We start from the raw sequence: 15,702 nt of genomic DNA, 5'->3' as shown, positions 1-15,702 counted from the left end.
GAAGGGAAGGGCAGTGATAAGAATTAAATAGGAAGGGGTGAGTGGAATGACTATAGAGGCAGTAAGAGAGGTTAAGAACTCTACTTTGAGCAGCAAGCAAAGAAAGAAGATAAGCAGGATGGAGGAGAAGATAAGATCTCTTACAGAGGAGAGGAGAGTACACGAGCAGAAGGAGATGAAGCTGAACTTTAAGTTGAAAAAGGTCTCCCAGGAAAGGGATATCCTTCTGGGAAAGATAGGAGAAAAGGATAGTGAAGCAAGGGAACTCAACCTAAACAGGGATAGTTGCGGGGAAAAACTTCTTGAAAATGATAAACCCCTGAAAAAATTTATAGCAGCCTTCACCTTTAAATCCAGGGAGATGGAAGAGGTAAACGACAAGTTAAAGAGGGAGATATCTGAGATAGAAAAAAAAGTTGAGAAGATATCCCACTTTATGGAGAAACACAGGAAGAAGGAGGAGAAGCTCACAAGGGAGATAGATGAAATATCCAAGGAGATTGAGCTAATTGTAGCGGATAAGAGAAAGGTAGAGGGGGATCTAGAGGAAGCAGAGAAGCAACTGAAGGAAATAACTGCATATTGAGGAGGGACAAAATTTGAACATACTTTATTGGCATGGATATCTACTAAGTGGAAGCGGGAGCAATATATATGCTCTCAATGTGGTTAAAGATTTTGCCAGGAATAACAATGTATTTCTCTTCTCCCAGGAGAGAAGGGACCTAAAGGAGTTTGATGAACACTGGGAATATAGGAGTGATATGACTCTGGAACGCAAGGTGATGGGAGAAAGAAACAGGAATAAGCTTATCAATGTAAAGCCCTATATTGGAGAGCTTCTTCCTGTATTTGTAAGGGATACCTATGAGGATTTTCAGGTGAAGACCTTTGTTGATCTCACAGATGAGGAGTTGGAGAAGTATATTGAGTTAAATGTTTCTGTCCTCAAAAAATTTCTAGAGGAGAATGAAATAGATATTATCTACTGCAACCATCTGGCGATCTCCCCCTATATACTGAGGAAAGCCACAGAGGAGAATAAGATTCCATATGTTGTTGTAGGACACGGAAGTTCCTTGAACTATACCATAGCCAGGGATGAGAGGTATAAGAAACTTTCCTCTGAGGGTCTCAAGAACTGCAGAAGAATAGTTTTTCAAAGTGATTACTTCTTCCAGAGAACCCTGGAGGTATATGGTAGCGGTGAGATGGGAGATTTAGTAAGGGAGAGGGGAGCAATTATCCCATGTGGAATAAATAAGGAGGTATTTGGCAGAGTTCTTAACAGGGAGGAGATGCTGTCTGTTATAGAGAGGGAAGCTATGGGCGGGTACTCACAGAGGGATAGTGCCTACTTTAGAGGACTGGGCCAGGGAGGAGAGGATATAGGAAGGATTTCAGAGGAGATAAGAAGAAGAGCTGCTAAGGTAGAGGGATACTCCTCTACAGATTCAGATCTTCATCTGAAGATAGATTCTCTAGATGCCTCACCGGTAATCTCCTTTGTAGGCCGGTTTATCTTTTCCAAGGGGCCTCATCTGTTCCTCATGACCCTGCCCTATATATTTAACAAGTATCCCAATGCAAGGATATTTATTATCGGATCAGGTAAGTTAAGGGGGGCTTTAGAGGTAATACTGGGAGCTTTAAAGAGCAGAAACCTTTCATTTTTGCTGAACTTTTCCCAGGAGGGGCATGAGATGGAGGAGGGAACAACCTTTGGTGAACTTAGTTATTTTAAGAGGTTTATAGAGGAGCTTATAGAGGAGCAGAGGATGGAGGAGTACCTGAGTATGGCAGCTGCCATGGATATAGAGAGGGTGACCTTTACAGGAAATCTTTCCCATAACCTTCTGCCGACCATGATGTCTCACTCGGACCTTCTAGTGGTTCCCTCTATATTTCCAGAAGCCTTTGGAATGATAGCTCTAGAGGGGATGTATATGGGAAATATCCCTGTAACCTTCGATCATTCAGGCCTCTCAGAAGTAGTTCCATTTCCTGAAAATAAGGTCTCTTTCGACGGGAGAGCAGTAGCTAACCTCACAGAGAAGATCCTTAAAAACTGTGACGAAAAGATATCCAAGGAAAATAAAGAATTCTTTAAAAATTATGCAGAAAACTTCTCCTATGAGAAGATCTGTGAGGAGCTTATAAGGATATCCAGATAGGTTTATTAGGAGAGCAGGTAGATTTCTATCTGCTTTTTTTATTATTAAGGAAAGTATAGACTTTATAAAAAAGTCATATGAAGGAACAAGGTTCCAACAGGTTATCGGGATGCAAGGTCACGTTCCTTTTTATGAGGTAATCTTTTAAATCTAGTAGTTGTACATGGATTTATTCTTTAAAAAGTCCTCTTTGAGGACCTTGGAGTAGTACTTTTTCATCTCTGTTTCCTTATCCTTACATATTTCTTCAGTGGCTCTATCCTCGCTTATACTGTAGACTATACCACTTTCAAGGCATCTTATCTCACACTTAAACAGGTCGACTTCATATTTCCTCTTCATACTACAACTCCTGACATTTTGAGTATTAATGAACTTTAAATTCATTGGTATTCTGATTATAAATGAACGAATTGTATTGTAACACACTGTTCACTAAAAATCAAAGGATTTAAATCAAAATTGTAATATATACAAGGTCTTGGAGGGGGGAGAGGGAAAAGTGAGAGGATAAAATTTACCACTTATACATTATAAAAAATCTAAAGTTTCTTTTTGGAGGGATAAAAAATTATTTAAGTATATCTTCGGGGAAAATAAAGTTTTCTAAAGAGTAGTTATTGAAGGTATTATTTACAAGTTATAGAGAGGTTGTAATTTTTTATGATTTAGTAAAAAAAGAAGACCCTATTAGGCCTCCTTTATTTCCTTAACTCTTCCAACCTGACCATCTTCAAGCCTCACCTTGATACCGTGGGGATGAAACTTACTCTTAGTAAGGATATCCTTTACAAGTCCATAGGTAAGTTTACCACTTCTCTGATCCTGCTTCAATACGATAGTCACCTCTATACCAGGCTTTATATTGTCTCTATTTCTTCCGTCCATACGCTACTCCCTGTTACTTTATTTAAAATAAGTTTATCACAGAAGGGGGAGATTCCCAAGAAATATTGGAGTTAAGGATAAAAAGTATAAAAAAATCATTGATATTTTATAAAAGGTGGGGTATAAATCTATTAATTAAATATCTTGATAGAGGTTGCATTGAAGATGAATATCCCAGGGGAGGCTGCCAGCCATAGAGATTGGGGGAAAGGCTTTGATGCCGAAGGATGCTCTCGTGGCGAGGGAGTGTTGCTGGGAGTGTGGTGAAGAGCTACACTACTGTCACTATTATTTTGGTGGAGAGCTATCTGAAGGAAGTTTCATTCAGATAGTAACCTTATTCAGAGAATGAAAGCCTGCAGGTAGCTGCTGGCTTTTTTTATTGCTTTTGAATAGGGAGGTAGTTATGAAGTTTGAAAAATACCATGGTTTAGGAAATGATTTTGTTGTTGTATCTCATGAGGATGTAGCAGGGAAGGACCTTTCCCAGCTGGCTCTTACCGTATGTAATAGAAAAACAGGGATTGGGGCAGATGGTTTTATAGTTTCCTCTCTGAGGGGAGAGATTCCAGAGATGATATTTTATAATGCCGATGGGAGCTATGATACCATGTGTGGTAATGGATTCAGGTGTCTCTGCCTCTACCTTAAGAACAATGACCTTATAAAGGATAGGAAGTTTTCCATAAAAACAGGGGCTGGAGTTCTGGATGCTGAAGTTGTAGGGGAGGATCCATTCCTAGTTAAGGTTGCTCTGGGAAGAGCTGAATATATCCATCCTACCATAGGGGAGGAACTAATAGACAGGGAGGTAGAGGTAGAGGGAAGAAGGTTTAACCTCAGTGCTGCCTTTGTGGGAACTCCCCATGCAGTGGTTTTTTCAGATGATCTCAGCGATGAGTTTATAGATAAGTATGGAGCCCTTATAAATGACCTTCCTTACTTTCCAGAGGGAACCAGTGTAAACTTCTGCAGGGTGGAAGGAGATAATGTTATAAGGATAATAACCTGGGAAAGGGGAGTGGGAAGGACTATGGCCTGTGGAACGGGAAGCTGTGCTTCTGCAACCATAGGAAAGAGACTGGGGAAGATCTCAGGAGAAAGCATAGTAGTAAAGCACGCCCTTGGAGATCTTACAATAGAGACGGGAGATGAGATCTATATGACTGGTGGGGGAGTGAAGGTAGCCTCGGGATATTTTGGATAGAAAGACAGCTTAAGCTGTCTTTTTTTATTTCAAGATACGCAAGATGTCATTAAAATATTTCCTGAGATGGTGTAGAGTAGATAGGTAGAGCATATCCTTTAAATATTAAAAGATATTAAGTGGAGCTAAGACTCTTATGTGATGATAAAAGTACTGCTATATGGCTTAGCTTGACTTTACCCTGGGATATTATGGTAGTATTGTAGTAGAAAAGAAATACAGATGGTAGTCAAAAGAGGTCTGAGAGATAGACTATCTGGAGCTAATTGATGGAAGAGGAATGCACAAAGAGATGTTATATTTAATGTTAAAAAAGTTATTTAAAGGTTCCCAGGTTAAGTAAGAGGGGACTTATGGAATTGTTGACTGGTTAGTTGCTTGACAGAGGTGAGTAGAATGAAAAGGATATTTGGTGCAATTATATTACTTCTTGTTGTAACGGGGTGTACAGGAACTCAGGAGAGGGAGCATCTGGATGCTCAGGGGAACTATGCTAAGGAAAGATATCTGACCTATGAGGATGACAGGGTAAGGGTAAGGGGGGAGAGATCTTCATTAAGGATTTTTTCCAGGGATGAGGTACTACCCTATATAGCAGAGGGAGAATCTGGAGAAAGTCATATAGGTCTTGAGATAAGAAGACATAAACTCGGAGGGAATGGTTCCCTTAAGCTTATGACCATTATAGCTGATGAGGATGAGTATACCTACTACCTTCTCTTTGAAAGGTCCCATGTTGTAAAAAGGGATAGCGGAGAGGTAGTAGAGAAGTTTGATATAGAGATAGATGAAGATTTGCTGGAGAGGCTGTCCTCAGCCAGGGAGATCAGGGTGAAGTTCACAGACTACAGGGGAGAGAGAAATACTATGGTTGTGGACAGAAACAGGAGAATATCCTACAGGTTGATCTATGAGGAGTATCTAAAGAAAAAAGGAGCTTAAAAAGCTCCTTTTTTAATTGAAAACATCTCCAGGGTCCACCATGTTTTCCCAAGAGTTAACATTTCTTATGTATGAATAAAGGTATTCGTCGGTTTCTGAATTTTTCAAAACAACAATATACCTGTCATCGGAGGCTACTACAGCCCCTTCTCCATAGTTATATGAACCATCCTCACTCTCGGGATTGGGAACCATATTTCCATTTTCGTCATAAACATAAAACTTATCCCATTCTCTATCATCTCTATCATTAAGAGTGATCATAGACTTCCCACTTCCTACCCACTTTGTATCAAAACCAATTTTTTGTGGATCTTCTAAGCTGGTATTATCCTGGTCTATAAAATCTCCCCAGTCTCCTGGTCCAGTGGGGACATTGGGACTGTCAGGATTTACTCCTCCCCCATCATCTATGCTCTCCTCCTGCCAAACTTCGGTTTCAGGATTCCCAGTATAGTTTCCGTCTATGAGGTTAGCATAGATCTCTCCCCTCTCCTCTATATAGAGCCATCCTCCGTTATTGTTTCTCTCAGCTACTACCCTGTTACTTTCAGCGAGAGCGTTCCCCTTCTCTCCTCCAATCTTTATAGTCCCTGCCGGGGTAGTTGGCATGGTAGATCTTGAGTAGAACTCTGCAAACTTTTCAGAGAGGTCTCCTTCAGGTGAGATATCTGATATACTATCGCTCTTGCTGAGTGTAGCAGCCTCCTCATAGGTAGGATAGCTGTCGGTCTTGGCGTAGAACATCCCGATGGTTGTTCTCAGATTTGCAAGATTTCCCTGTACCTGGGCTACCCTGGCACTATCGGTAATATCTGCAAACCGGGGCAGGGCAATGGCAGTTAATATTCCAATGATAGCAATGACTACCATCAATTCAATTAAAGTAAAAGCTTTTTTCATAACTCCTCCATCATGAATAAAATTAGTATATATCTGATTATTATAGTGAAGATATGTTTTTTAGTCAACAACTAAGGAAATATTATGGAGATCTATCTACAAGAGCAGACATATATACCCTGTAGATAGAAGGGGTGCTTCTCTCTAAGCCTTGAAAATACTTGTTTAGATGGTGATCGCATTTAAGGATAAATCCATTAAATAATTAGAAGAAAGATCATATAAAAGAAGTATAATCTCCCCAAATTATATAAAGTAAGCCTGTTTTTAGACGCTTAAAACGCTTATAGATCAAGTTGGAGATAAACGGAACTTCTTCTGCATTAAAATGGTATAAAAGTAAAAAAAATACTAAAAAATCAAACTTTTTTAGTTTACATTATTGAAAAAGAGTTATATAATCCTCTCGTAACAAGGAAGTGGGAGTATTTAATTATTAATTTTTATATATAAGGAAGGTGTTTCACCATGAGTAGAGAGGTAATGGAAATTTTACACAGAGTAGAGGACCAGCTTTTAATTTCCCCATTTGATTTAGAGGGAGATGACATCATAATCGATGGAAAAAGGTTCAGTCATCAGGATCTTATGCTAGACATATTTTAATTGAAAAGTTTTTTAGAGAGGCCTCCAAAGCAACAGAGCTTTGGAGGCCTCTTTTTTTTATTTTATTAATTTGGAGACTATTTTTTAACTACAAGTGTTCGTAATTGGTGGTTTTGTTAAAAATATACAGAAAGGTCAGAATTATGGACAACTTTTAATAAAAAGTAGGGTAGGATAGTTAATTTTAAAAGTTGATAAATTCAAATAAAGGTATAAAATTGTTCTTTTTTTACGTTAATTAAAATAATATTTTAATAATGAACGTTTTATTTTTTTAGATAACAAAAGTGATCTTTAGTTCTAATTATGTAAAAATGATTTGTTGAGATTAAAAAGGCAGTTGAAAAATAGCCGGTGAAGGTGTAAGTGTTTTTTATTTGACAAAGGGTATATAGATGGAGCTATATAAATAATACAGAATATTTAATTATTGAAAAAAATGGAGAAAAAGGGGAGGAGAGTATTTTTATGAAAAAACTATTTTTACTGGTTCTCATTGCATTGACTACTTTAATGGCTTCATGTGGATCGAAGCCCGAGGTATTTGTAATGGGAACTTCAAACTTTAACGGGGACTTTTACAACGGGTGGACAAACTCATCCTATGACAACAACATCAGAAGGCTTGTATGGGGTTATGGTCTTATGGCACCTACAAATGAGGGAAACCTTGTGATCTCACCACTTGTTGAGAATAGAACAACACTAAAGTCGGATCCATCAAAGGATATAGATGATGTATGGGTATTTAAGCTAAAGGAGGGACTAAAGTTTTCCAATGGGGATCCTCTAACAGTAAAGGATGTAAAGTTTACCTATGATTTCTATATGGATAAGAAGGCTCTTCAGGATACAGGGGGAACATCCAGCTTAGATCAGTATATAGAAAAGGTTGAGATAGATGAGGAAGCTAATACAGCTACATTTACCCTTAAGGAGATGGTGTTTACTATCGATGAATCTGCATTTCATACACCTTATATCATGAACTCCAAGATTATTTCAGAGGGAGCTGCAAAGGATGGAATAACTATTCAGCAGTGGGTAAAGGCTAATATCAGCTCTCCTATAGGGTATGGACCATATAAGATAGAGGAGTATGTGGAGTCTCAGTTTGTAAAGCTTGTTATAAATGAGAACTTCCAGGGAGATGCTCACGGGGATAAACCAAGCATCCCAACTCTAATTGTTCAGAATGTTCCAAGTGAAACTGAGGTAACTCAGCTTCTTACTGGAGAGGTAGATGCTCTTACTGGAATTATTAAGGATACAAAGATAGATGCAGTAAAAGAGGATGAGAGTATTGCCACAAATGATTACTATCGTCACGGAGGAGGACAGATTACCTTCCATTGCGATTATGGACCAGTACAGCTACCAGAGGTTCGTAAGGCATTTGCCTATGAGTTCAACAGAGTGAAGTTCAGAAACCTTTTCCTAGGGAACTATGGGATCTCTTCCAATGCCCCATACTCTAGAAATATGTGGATGATGTATGATAAGGGGGAAAGCTTTGGAACAGAGGGAGCTTTTGAAAAGACTCTTAAAAACTACGATATTCTAAATAATGATGGAAGCTGGAACAAGGAAGCTAACCTGGCAAAGGCTCATGAGCTATTAGACCTTGCTGCAGAGAAGACAGAGGGTGAGTATGCAAAGCTAACAAAGGATGCTGATGGAAGATACCTGTGGGATGGAGAGGTTCTTACTCTTAACCTGGCTATCACTTCATCTTGGACAGATGCTATAAACCTTACTCTTACTAAGGAAGTTCAGGAGGAGTTTGGAATAAAGGTAAACGTAGAGGTTATCGACTGGTCTGTAATGGCAAGCCACCTATATGGAAATATCTCTGCCACTGAGAGAAAGTATCACATGTTTACAGGGGGAACAAGCTACGCTCTGAAGTATAACCCATATGCAAACTGGTCTTCAACTAAGATCCTTCCATTTGGTCAGGGAGCTTCTACAAACAGTAACAGATATGCAAGTAATGAGGAGCTTCTGGATAAGATCAGATTCTCCAATGCAACTACAGATGAGGGTGTTACTAAGTACAAGAAGTACTGGAGAGAGTGGATAGTGTCAATAAATGAGGATCTTCCACAGCTGCCTCTATACTCTAACAACTACTATGATGCTTACAACAACAAGTTGGAGGACTTTGAGACAAATGCCCTATGGCAGTGGCCGTATGCTATTGTTAAGGCTAAGATCAAAAAATAACTGAGAATGAATAAGATGGGAGTAGAGGGGAGGGAAACCTCCCTCTCTATTCTATGGAGGATAATATGGACAAAAGTAAAAGGCACGGAAGACTTCAAGAAATCTTTGACATGATTTTTCCCTACTGCAAGTATATAGGAAACAGAATAGTACACCTTCTTCCTGTAACTATTATTATCTCTATAGCTATTTTTGGCCTGATAGAGCTGATGCCTGGGGATCCGGTACTTGCAATGATAAACCCAGAAACAACAGCCAGCATGACCGAGGTAGAAAGAGCCCAGTATGTGGAAACTATGAGAATAACTCTGGGATACAACAAGCCTATTATAGTGAGATACTTTCTCTGGTGGAAGGATATCCTCACAGGAAACTTTGGTTACTCTGTTGCACTAAATAAGCCTATAAATGAGTTTATCGGAACCTATATTAAAAACTCCTTTAAGGTAAATATCTTTGGTTTTATTCTTGCTTTCTTAATAGCTATACCGATTGGTATTAAATCAGCTGTGAAGAAAAACTCAACATATGATAAGAGTGTAACAGTATTTTCCATGATAGGGATCTCCCTGCCATCATTTTTTATGGCTCTTCTTCTGGTACTATTATTTGCAGCTACTTTTAGAGTGCTTCCATTTTCAGGAATGAGAGATCCTAGGGGGATAAGACCTGATTTTATGTATCTGATACTGCCGGTAACTGTAATCGTACTATCCTCCCTGGCGAGCCTTGTGAGGTATATAAGAAATGCCATGATAGAGGTATTGAAGGCGGATTATATAAGGACCTCAAGGGCTAAGGGACTTTCAGAGAAGGTAGTGATATATCAGCATGCCTTCCAGAACGCCCTTATTCCAGTAATTACAATTATTGGATTCTGGATTCCCGCTCTCTTTGGGGGATCTATCATAGTTGAGAAGATATTTGCGTGGCCGGGGATGGGATATCTGATGAACCAGGCCTATACATTTAAGGACAGGGGAGTTCTTTCAACAGTTCTCTTATTCTACGCTGTTCTGACACTATTTGCTAACCTGTTTATAGATATAGGATATGCAATAGTTGACCCTAGAATAAGAGAGAGGAGGATCAAATAATGAGTACTGCTGTGAGTAATGACAAGTTAAGCAGGGAGCATGAGAAGATCATCTCCCCTACCAAACAAATTATGATTAAGTTCAAACACAACAAGCTGGCGATGTTTGGGCTGTGCCTTCTTATATTTCTTGTTGCGATAATTACTGTGACACACTTTTATATCAATTTCAGTGGATATAACCTGGCTAAGGTATATATGGACAAGAAGTATATGGCTCCCAGTATGGAGCATATCTTTGGAACAGATGGCCAGGGAAGGGATCTCTTCCTTAGAGTTCTAGAGGGAGGTTGGATATCTATACAGGTTGGTATCCTCTCTACATTTATGTCTGTATTTATAGGGGTATCCATCGGGGCCATTGCAGGGTTCTTCGGCGGAAAGATAGACAGTATCATTATGAGGGGGACGGAGATTGTTTCCTCCTTTCCATTCCTTGCTATAGCCATGACTATCTCTGCTATATTTGCAGATCTGGATGCACACCTAAGACTCTACCTTATAATCTTTATCCTGGGATCTCTCAGATGGACTGGTCTGGCAAGGATGGTAAGGGGTCAGATACTCTCTCTCAGGGAGCAGGAGTTTATTCTGGCAACAAAGGCTCTGGGGATAAGCAGCTACCATCAGATCACCAGACACCTTATTCCCAACGTACTGACATATGTAATTGTAAGTGGAACCTTAACCTTTGCAGGGGCAATACTTTCAGAGTCATCCCTTTCCTACCTGGGTCTCTCTGTAACTGAACCTATCCCTACCTGGGGAAGGCTTCTAAGTGTGGCAGCTCAGGATGCAGTAGTTATGACAAAGTACTGGTGGACATGGGTATTTCCTGGGTTTGCTCTCTTCTCCCTTATCATGAGTATCAACCTTGTGGGAGAGGGACTGAGGGATGCAGTGGATCCTAAGTCACAGTATATGAGTAAGGAGCAGAAGGCCAGACTCAAGGAGAAGAAGAGAAGAGAGAAGCTCATGAAGAAGGAGCAGAAGCTAAGGGGAAAAAAGGGAACAGTTAAGGATGTAATGATATCCAAGGAGGAGATGTAGATGCATATGCAAAAAAACCTACTGGAAATAAGAAATCTGCATACCTATTTCTTTACCAATAAGGGAACGATAAAGGCAGTAAATGGTGTGGATATGGAGATCCAGCCTGGAAGAACTCTGGGAGTTGTAGGGGAATCAGGTTCCGGAAAATCCATCACCTCATTTAGTATATTAAAGCTCATCGAGGAACCGGGAGAGATAGTAAAGGGAAGCATAATGTTTGACGGAAGGGATATTGTAGACCTTTCCGAAGATGAGATGAGAAGTATAAGGGGAAATGAAATCTCCATGATATTTCAGGAGCCTATGACAAGTCTTAACCCTGTATTCAAGATAGGAAGGCAGCTCAGTGAACCTCTTATCCTCCACCAGGGGATGAATAAGAAGGAGGCCTGGGAGAGGTCTGTGGAACTTCTTAGAGAGGTGAAGATACCCAACCCGGAGGAGGTAGTGCACACCTATCCATATCAGCTCTCTGGAGGAATGAGACAGAGGGTGATGATAGCAATGGCCCTGGCATGTGAGCCAAAGCTTCTTATAGCAGATGAGCCTACAACAGCCCTGGATGTAACTATCCAGGCACAGATATTTAAGCTTATGAATGATCTGAAGAGGAAGCACAATACAGCGGTGCTCTTTATTACCCACGACCTGGGAGCTATTGCTGAGCTGGCTGATGATGTAGTGGTAATGTATACTGGAGAAGCGGTTGAGAAGGCTCCTGTGGAGATCCTTTTCTCCAAGGAATCACAGTACTCCCATCCATATAAAGAGGGGCTGCTGAACTCCATTCCAAAGTTAAATGAAGAGGTGGAGTATCTGGATCAGATAGAGGGAAGTGTTCCCCACCCGTTAAACCTTCCTGTGGGCTGCAGATTTGCTCCCCGTTGTAACTTTGCAACTAAGAAGTGTGAAACTGAAAAGCCAAATCTCATAGAGGTAGAACCCAACCACTTGATCAGGTGCTTCTACCCGCATAAGGAGAAGAGAAATGGATAGAAAAATAATACTTGAAACTAAGAACCTGAAGCAGTACTTTCCCCTTGGAAGGAAGAAGGCGGGAGAGAAGCTTTTTGTAAAGGCCAATGACGGGATAGATATGACTCTCTATGAGGGGGAGACTATAGGAATAGTAGGAGAATCTGGGTGTGGAAAGTCCACCTTTGGAAGAACCCTCCTAAAATTATATAACCCCACAGAGGGAAGAATTATCTATGATGGCCGTGACATTACGGAACTCTCTACCAAGGAGATGGTACCCCTCAGAAGGGAGATGCAGATCATCTTCCAGGATCCCTACTCATCCCTGAATCCAAGGATGACAGTGGGAAATATCATAGGGGAAGCCCTTGTGGAACACGGCCTCTATAAAGCCGGTTCCAGAGAGTTGGAGGATTATGTAAAGAAGATTATGAAGACCTGCGGGCTGGATGACTATATGATCTACAGATACCCCCACGAGTTCAGTGGAGGGCAGAGGCAGAGAATAGGTATAGCCCGTTCCCTGGCACTGAAACCAAAGTTTGTTGTGTGTGATGAGGCTGTATCTGCTCTGGATGTATCCATCCAGTCTCAGGTAATAAACCTCCTTAACGACCTTAAGAAGGAGTTTGGGATGTCATATCTCTTTATCTCTCACGATCTTTCAGTGGTAAAGCATATCTCCGACAGAATAGGAGTTATGTATCTGGGGAATATGGTGGAGCTGGCACCTAAGAGGAATCTCTATAGTAGTCCGCAACACCCATACACCAAGGCACTCCTCTCCTCTATACCGGAAACGGATTTGGATGCTATTAAAAATAAGAAGAGGATCATCCTCGAGGGAGATATTCCTTCCAACGTAACTCCTCCAGAGGGATGTAAGTTTCATACGAGGTGTCCTATAGCCAAGGACAGGTGTAAGACTGAGCTTCCCCAGTGGGAGAAGGTGTCAGAGGGGCACTTTGTAGCCTGTCACTATAAGGGAGCAGAGATTGCATAAGAGATCGGAGGATTTTACCTCGGAGTTCACTTCTAAGAGGGAGGAGCTTAGAAGGGAGAATGAGGAGCTGAGAACCCTCTCTCAAAATACAAGGTTTGACAGAAGTGATGAGAAGGCTCTTATAATTGCAGCTATGACAACAATATTCCCAGTGGTGGTTATAGGAGCTCTACTATTTTACTTTGTAGTAGCTTTTATCTTTAGAGTGTAGCAGAGTACCCTGTCTAAGTCCAAGGGGCTAGACAGGGCTCTTTTAGTGGAAAATATCATATTGATTTAAAGGGGGCTAGTATGAGCAACTGGAATTTAAAAAAACTATATCCATCCTTTGATTCCAAGGAGTTTCAGGAGGATCTCAAGAGGCTGGATGTTATCATAGAGGGGTTAAACGGGTTTAAGGGAAGATTTGCTGAACATACAGAGACTCTGGAGGGGTATCTTAAAAACCTAATAGAGTATAATCAGGTAGAGGGGAAGCTGGGAACCTTTTCCTTTCTTTCTGAGAGTATCAATACCTCAGATGAAGATGCTATAAAATATATTAACTATCTAATGAACAGGGAAGCAGATATAGCTGAGGTTAGGACCATGGGAGAGAAGTGGATTGCAGGGCTTGATATTCAAAGGATGGCTGAGGAGAGTTCCTTTATAGGGGAGCACATCTTCTACTTAAATGAGATCAAGGAAAGGGAGAGGTATGCGCTGGATGAGAAGACCGAGGTACTCCTTTCCAAGCTGAGCCAAAGTGGGGGGAAAGCCTGGAGCAACCTTCAGGGGCTTCTTACCTCTACTCTGGATGTGGATATGGAGGGAGAGGGAAAAACTATAACCCTTTCAGAGGTAAGGAACCTGGCATACCACAAGGAGAGTTCCGTGAGGAAGGCGGCCTTTGAAGCAGAGATAAAGTCATATGAGAAGATTGAGAAGGCCATTGCCAGTGCACTGAACTCCATCAAGGGGGAGGTAAACACCATAACTGAGTTCAGGGGTTATTCCAGTCCCATTGAAAAGACTCTCATAGACTCCAGGATGACCCAGGATACCCTGGATAAACTCCTCATTGCCATAAAGGAGTACCTGCCTCACTTCAGAAGATACCTGAAGAGAAAGGCCGAGATCTTAGGTTATAGCAAGGGGCTACCCTTCTATGAACTCTTTGCTCCAATAGGGAATGTGGATAAGGTATTTACCATAGAGGAGGCTCAGGCTTATATCCTAGAGAACTTTAGCAGCTTTTCAGGTAGGTTGGCTGGAGTGGCAAGAAGGGCCTTTGATGAGGAGTGGATCGATTATTGTCCTAAAAAGGGGAAGGTAGGGGGAGCATTCTGTGCCAATATTCCTCCAATTAAGGAGAGCAGAATACTCAGCAACTTTACAGGTTCCTTCTCCGATGTGCTTACCTTAGCCCATGAGCTGGGTCACGCCTACCACGGAGAGTGTATATTTGCTGAGAGTCCTCTCAATACAGACTACACCATGCCTGTAGCTGAGACAGCCTCTATTATGTGCGAGACCATTGTGATGAAGAGGGCACTTTCCGATGCCAGCGATGAGGAGAAGATCTTCCTATTGGAGAGCTCCCTTCAGGATATCACCCAGGTAGCTGTGGATATACTGAGCAGGTATATATTTGAGGAGAGCGTATTCAACGAGAGAAGGGATACGGTTCTCAGTTCAGACCAACTTAAAAATCTTATGGTAGAGGCTCAGAAAGCTACCTATGGTGAGGTAATGGATGAGGAGCTTCTTCATCCATATATGTGGATAAATAAGGGACACTACTACAGACCTTCCCTGAACTTCTATAACTTCCCATATGCCTTTGGTGCTCTCTTTGGAAGGGGACTATACTCCCAGTACTTAAGGGACAGGGAGGAGTTTGTACCAAAGTATGATAACCTTCTGAGGCTGACGGGACAGAAGACAGTGGAGGAGGCTGCTCAGCTGGCAGATATAGATGTAACTGATATTCAGTTCTGGAGAAGTTCTCTAGATCAGGTTAAGGAGGATATAGACCTCTTCCTAGAGCTCACAGAGGGACTAGTTGGGAATTAGTAGCTATCTCTTAGTTAATATCTTTATAAGAGGGTTTAAAGATGTATGTGGCATACACATCTAAAGGATATTCGGTTTTAAGAAAAAAAGCATAGCTTTAATTAGAAGAGGCTCCTTTGTCTAAAAGGGGCCTCTTTATTTTTACTATTAAGGAAAGTATGGAATTATAGATTAATCCCATTATAAAAAACAATTACATAAGGTTGGCGTGGGTAGAGCGTTACGCTCCTTTTTATCATTAGGGAAGTATAGAAACTATAAAAATTAACCATAAAGGTATCAGTGTTCCAAATGACTTTTAGGATGCAATGTCACCTTGCTTTTAGTGGAAGGACAGATCTTGATATTCATATATCAACGGTTTGAGTTAAAGCGTCTAGAATTCATCTTGATGAATAAAAAGTTTTTAAATATGAAAAAAGGTTCCGGGATTGGATAAGTCTTATTAGTTTTCAAAAAAAGATAGAATAATGGATTTTTTTATTTTGTGGTGTCCATTATCTATTATATTTAATTTTGAGTAACTCTATAACTTGATTAATTAAAGTTTTTAAAATGATAACTTTTAAGG

Annotated in this window: 15 protein-coding genes and 1 riboswitch; of the genes, 12 read left to right on the top strand and 3 right to left on the bottom strand. The window is 40.6% G+C overall.

Going from position 1 to position 15,702, the window contains the following annotated elements; translation table 11 throughout:
* Window positions 1-46: 46 nt before the first annotated feature.
* Entirely contained in the window at window positions 47-586 is a 540-nt protein-coding gene (locus tag QMG11_RS15875; protein WP_281837305.1) for a hypothetical protein, read from the top strand.
* Between the two features lie 13 nt (window positions 587-599).
* Window positions 600-2,174, top strand: a complete 1,575-nt coding sequence (locus QMG11_RS15870; protein WP_281837304.1) for a glycosyltransferase family 4 protein — start codon at window positions 600-602, stop codon at window positions 2,172-2,174.
* Between the two features lie 150 nt (window positions 2,175-2,324).
* Here the strand turns inward: QMG11_RS15870 and QMG11_RS15865 are convergent, their stop codons facing one another.
* Both QMG11_RS15865 and QMG11_RS15860 read right to left on the bottom strand, forming a co-directional pair.
* Window positions 2,325-2,516, bottom strand: coding sequence for a hypothetical protein (locus tag QMG11_RS15865; protein WP_281837303.1), 192 nt, complete (start codon window positions 2,514-2,516; stop codon window positions 2,325-2,327).
* A gap of 348 nt (window positions 2,517-2,864) precedes the next feature.
* On the bottom strand, window positions 2,865-3,062 hold the full coding sequence (locus QMG11_RS15860; RefSeq protein WP_281837302.1) for a YwbE family protein: 198 nt from the start codon (window positions 3,060-3,062) through the stop codon (window positions 2,865-2,867).
* A 140-nt stretch (window positions 3,063-3,202) separates the two neighbouring features.
* A riboswitch (Lysine riboswitch) is annotated at window positions 3,203-3,377 on the top strand.
* 91 nt (window positions 3,378-3,468) lie between these two features.
* Here QMG11_RS15860 and dapF point away from each other — a divergent pair.
* Together dapF and QMG11_RS15850 are read left to right on the top strand one after the other, a co-directional pair.
* Window positions 3,469-4,269: a diaminopimelate epimerase gene (dapF, locus tag QMG11_RS15855; RefSeq protein ID WP_281837301.1), complete on the top strand. Its 801-nt coding sequence runs from the start codon at window positions 3,469-3,471 to the stop codon at window positions 4,267-4,269.
* Window positions 4,270-4,665: 396 nt separating this feature from the next.
* Complete coding sequence (locus tag QMG11_RS15850) at window positions 4,666-5,211, top strand: hypothetical protein (RefSeq protein ID WP_281837300.1); 546 nt, start codon at window positions 4,666-4,668, stop codon at window positions 5,209-5,211.
* 12 nt (window positions 5,212-5,223) lie between these two features.
* Here the strand turns inward: QMG11_RS15850 and QMG11_RS15845 are convergent, their stop codons facing one another.
* A complete protein-coding gene (locus QMG11_RS15845; protein ID WP_281837299.1) occupies window positions 5,224-6,114 on the bottom strand; it encodes a type IV pilin protein in 891 nt (296 codons plus the stop codon).
* Window positions 6,115-6,582: 468 nt separating this feature from the next.
* Between QMG11_RS15845 and QMG11_RS15840 the strand changes: the two genes are divergently transcribed.
* From QMG11_RS15840 to QMG11_RS15805, 8 genes are all read left to right on the top strand, one after another.
* A complete protein-coding gene (locus QMG11_RS15840; protein WP_281837298.1) occupies window positions 6,583-6,720 on the top strand; it encodes a hypothetical protein in 138 nt (45 codons plus the stop codon).
* 468 nt (window positions 6,721-7,188) lie between these two features.
* Window positions 7,189-8,946 carry an ABC transporter substrate-binding protein gene (locus tag QMG11_RS15835; RefSeq protein ID WP_281837297.1) on the top strand — a complete coding sequence of 586 codons (1,758 nt, stop codon included), beginning with the start codon at window positions 7,189-7,191 and terminating at the stop codon, window positions 8,944-8,946.
* Window positions 8,947-9,011: 65 nt separating this feature from the next.
* Window positions 9,012-10,043, top strand: coding sequence for an ABC transporter permease (locus QMG11_RS15830; RefSeq protein WP_281837296.1), 1,032 nt, complete (start codon window positions 9,012-9,014; stop codon window positions 10,041-10,043).
* Window positions 10,043-11,092, top strand: a complete 1,050-nt coding sequence (locus QMG11_RS15825) for an ABC transporter permease (protein WP_281837295.1) — start codon at window positions 10,043-10,045, stop codon at window positions 11,090-11,092. The genes QMG11_RS15830 and QMG11_RS15825 overlap by 1 nt, the downstream gene beginning before the upstream one ends.
* Window positions 11,093-11,098: 6 nt before the next feature.
* Entirely contained in the window at window positions 11,099-12,091 is a 993-nt protein-coding gene (locus QMG11_RS15820) for an ABC transporter ATP-binding protein (RefSeq protein ID WP_373877241.1), read from the top strand.
* Window positions 12,084-13,076 carry an ABC transporter ATP-binding protein gene (locus QMG11_RS15815; RefSeq protein WP_281837293.1) on the top strand — a complete coding sequence of 331 codons (993 nt, stop codon included), beginning with the start codon at window positions 12,084-12,086 and terminating at the stop codon, window positions 13,074-13,076. The genes QMG11_RS15820 and QMG11_RS15815 overlap by 8 nt, the downstream gene beginning before the upstream one ends.
* Window positions 13,069-13,287 (top strand): hypothetical protein, encoded by a 219-nt coding sequence (locus QMG11_RS15810; protein WP_281837292.1) that lies wholly within the window; start codon window positions 13,069-13,071, stop codon window positions 13,285-13,287. Before QMG11_RS15815 ends, QMG11_RS15810 begins: the two co-directional genes overlap by 8 nt.
* 80 nt (window positions 13,288-13,367) lie before the next feature.
* A complete protein-coding gene (locus tag QMG11_RS15805) occupies window positions 13,368-15,131 on the top strand; it encodes a M3 family oligoendopeptidase (protein WP_281837291.1) in 1,764 nt (587 codons plus the stop codon).
* The last annotated feature ends 571 nt before the right edge of the window (window positions 15,132-15,702 follow it).

Source organism: Propionigenium maris DSM 9537 (assembly GCF_027925155.1).
GTDB classification, from domain to species: Bacteria; Fusobacteriota; Fusobacteriia; order Fusobacteriales; family Fusobacteriaceae; genus Propionigenium; species Propionigenium maris.
The sequence above is the reverse complement of the archived record's forward strand: the minus strand, read 5'-3'. Positions and strand labels throughout refer to the sequence as shown.

Coding starts and splice junctions, on each gene's coding strand:
- dapF (WP_281837301.1), top strand. CDS start 3,469: ATGAAGTTTGAAAAATACCATGGTTTAGGAAATGATTTTGTTGTTGTA.
- QMG11_RS15875 (WP_281837305.1), top strand. CDS start 47: ATGACTATAGAGGCAGTAAGAGAGGTTAAGAACTCTACTTTGAGCAGC.
- QMG11_RS15865 (WP_281837303.1), bottom strand. CDS start 2,516: ATGAAGAGGAAATATGAAGTCGACCTGTTTAAGTGTGAGATAAGATGC.
- QMG11_RS15815 (WP_281837293.1), top strand. CDS start 12,084: ATGGATAGAAAAATAATACTTGAAACTAAGAACCTGAAGCAGTACTTT.
- QMG11_RS15835 (WP_281837297.1), top strand. CDS start 7,189: ATGAAAAAACTATTTTTACTGGTTCTCATTGCATTGACTACTTTAATG.
- QMG11_RS15860 (WP_281837302.1), bottom strand. CDS start 3,062: ATGGACGGAAGAAATAGAGACAATATAAAGCCTGGTATAGAGGTGACT.
- QMG11_RS15805 (WP_281837291.1), top strand. CDS start 13,368: ATGAGCAACTGGAATTTAAAAAAACTATATCCATCCTTTGATTCCAAG.
- QMG11_RS15820 (WP_373877241.1), top strand. CDS start 11,099: ATGCAAAAAAACCTACTGGAAATAAGAAATCTGCATACCTATTTCTTT.
- QMG11_RS15845 (WP_281837299.1), bottom strand. CDS start 6,114: ATGAAAAAAGCTTTTACTTTAATTGAATTGATGGTAGTCATTGCTATC.
- QMG11_RS15825 (WP_281837295.1), top strand. CDS start 10,043: ATGAGTACTGCTGTGAGTAATGACAAGTTAAGCAGGGAGCATGAGAAG.
- QMG11_RS15840 (WP_281837298.1), top strand. CDS start 6,583: ATGAGTAGAGAGGTAATGGAAATTTTACACAGAGTAGAGGACCAGCTT.
- QMG11_RS15850 (WP_281837300.1), top strand. CDS start 4,666: ATGAAAAGGATATTTGGTGCAATTATATTACTTCTTGTTGTAACGGGG.
- QMG11_RS15830 (WP_281837296.1), top strand. CDS start 9,012: ATGGACAAAAGTAAAAGGCACGGAAGACTTCAAGAAATCTTTGACATG.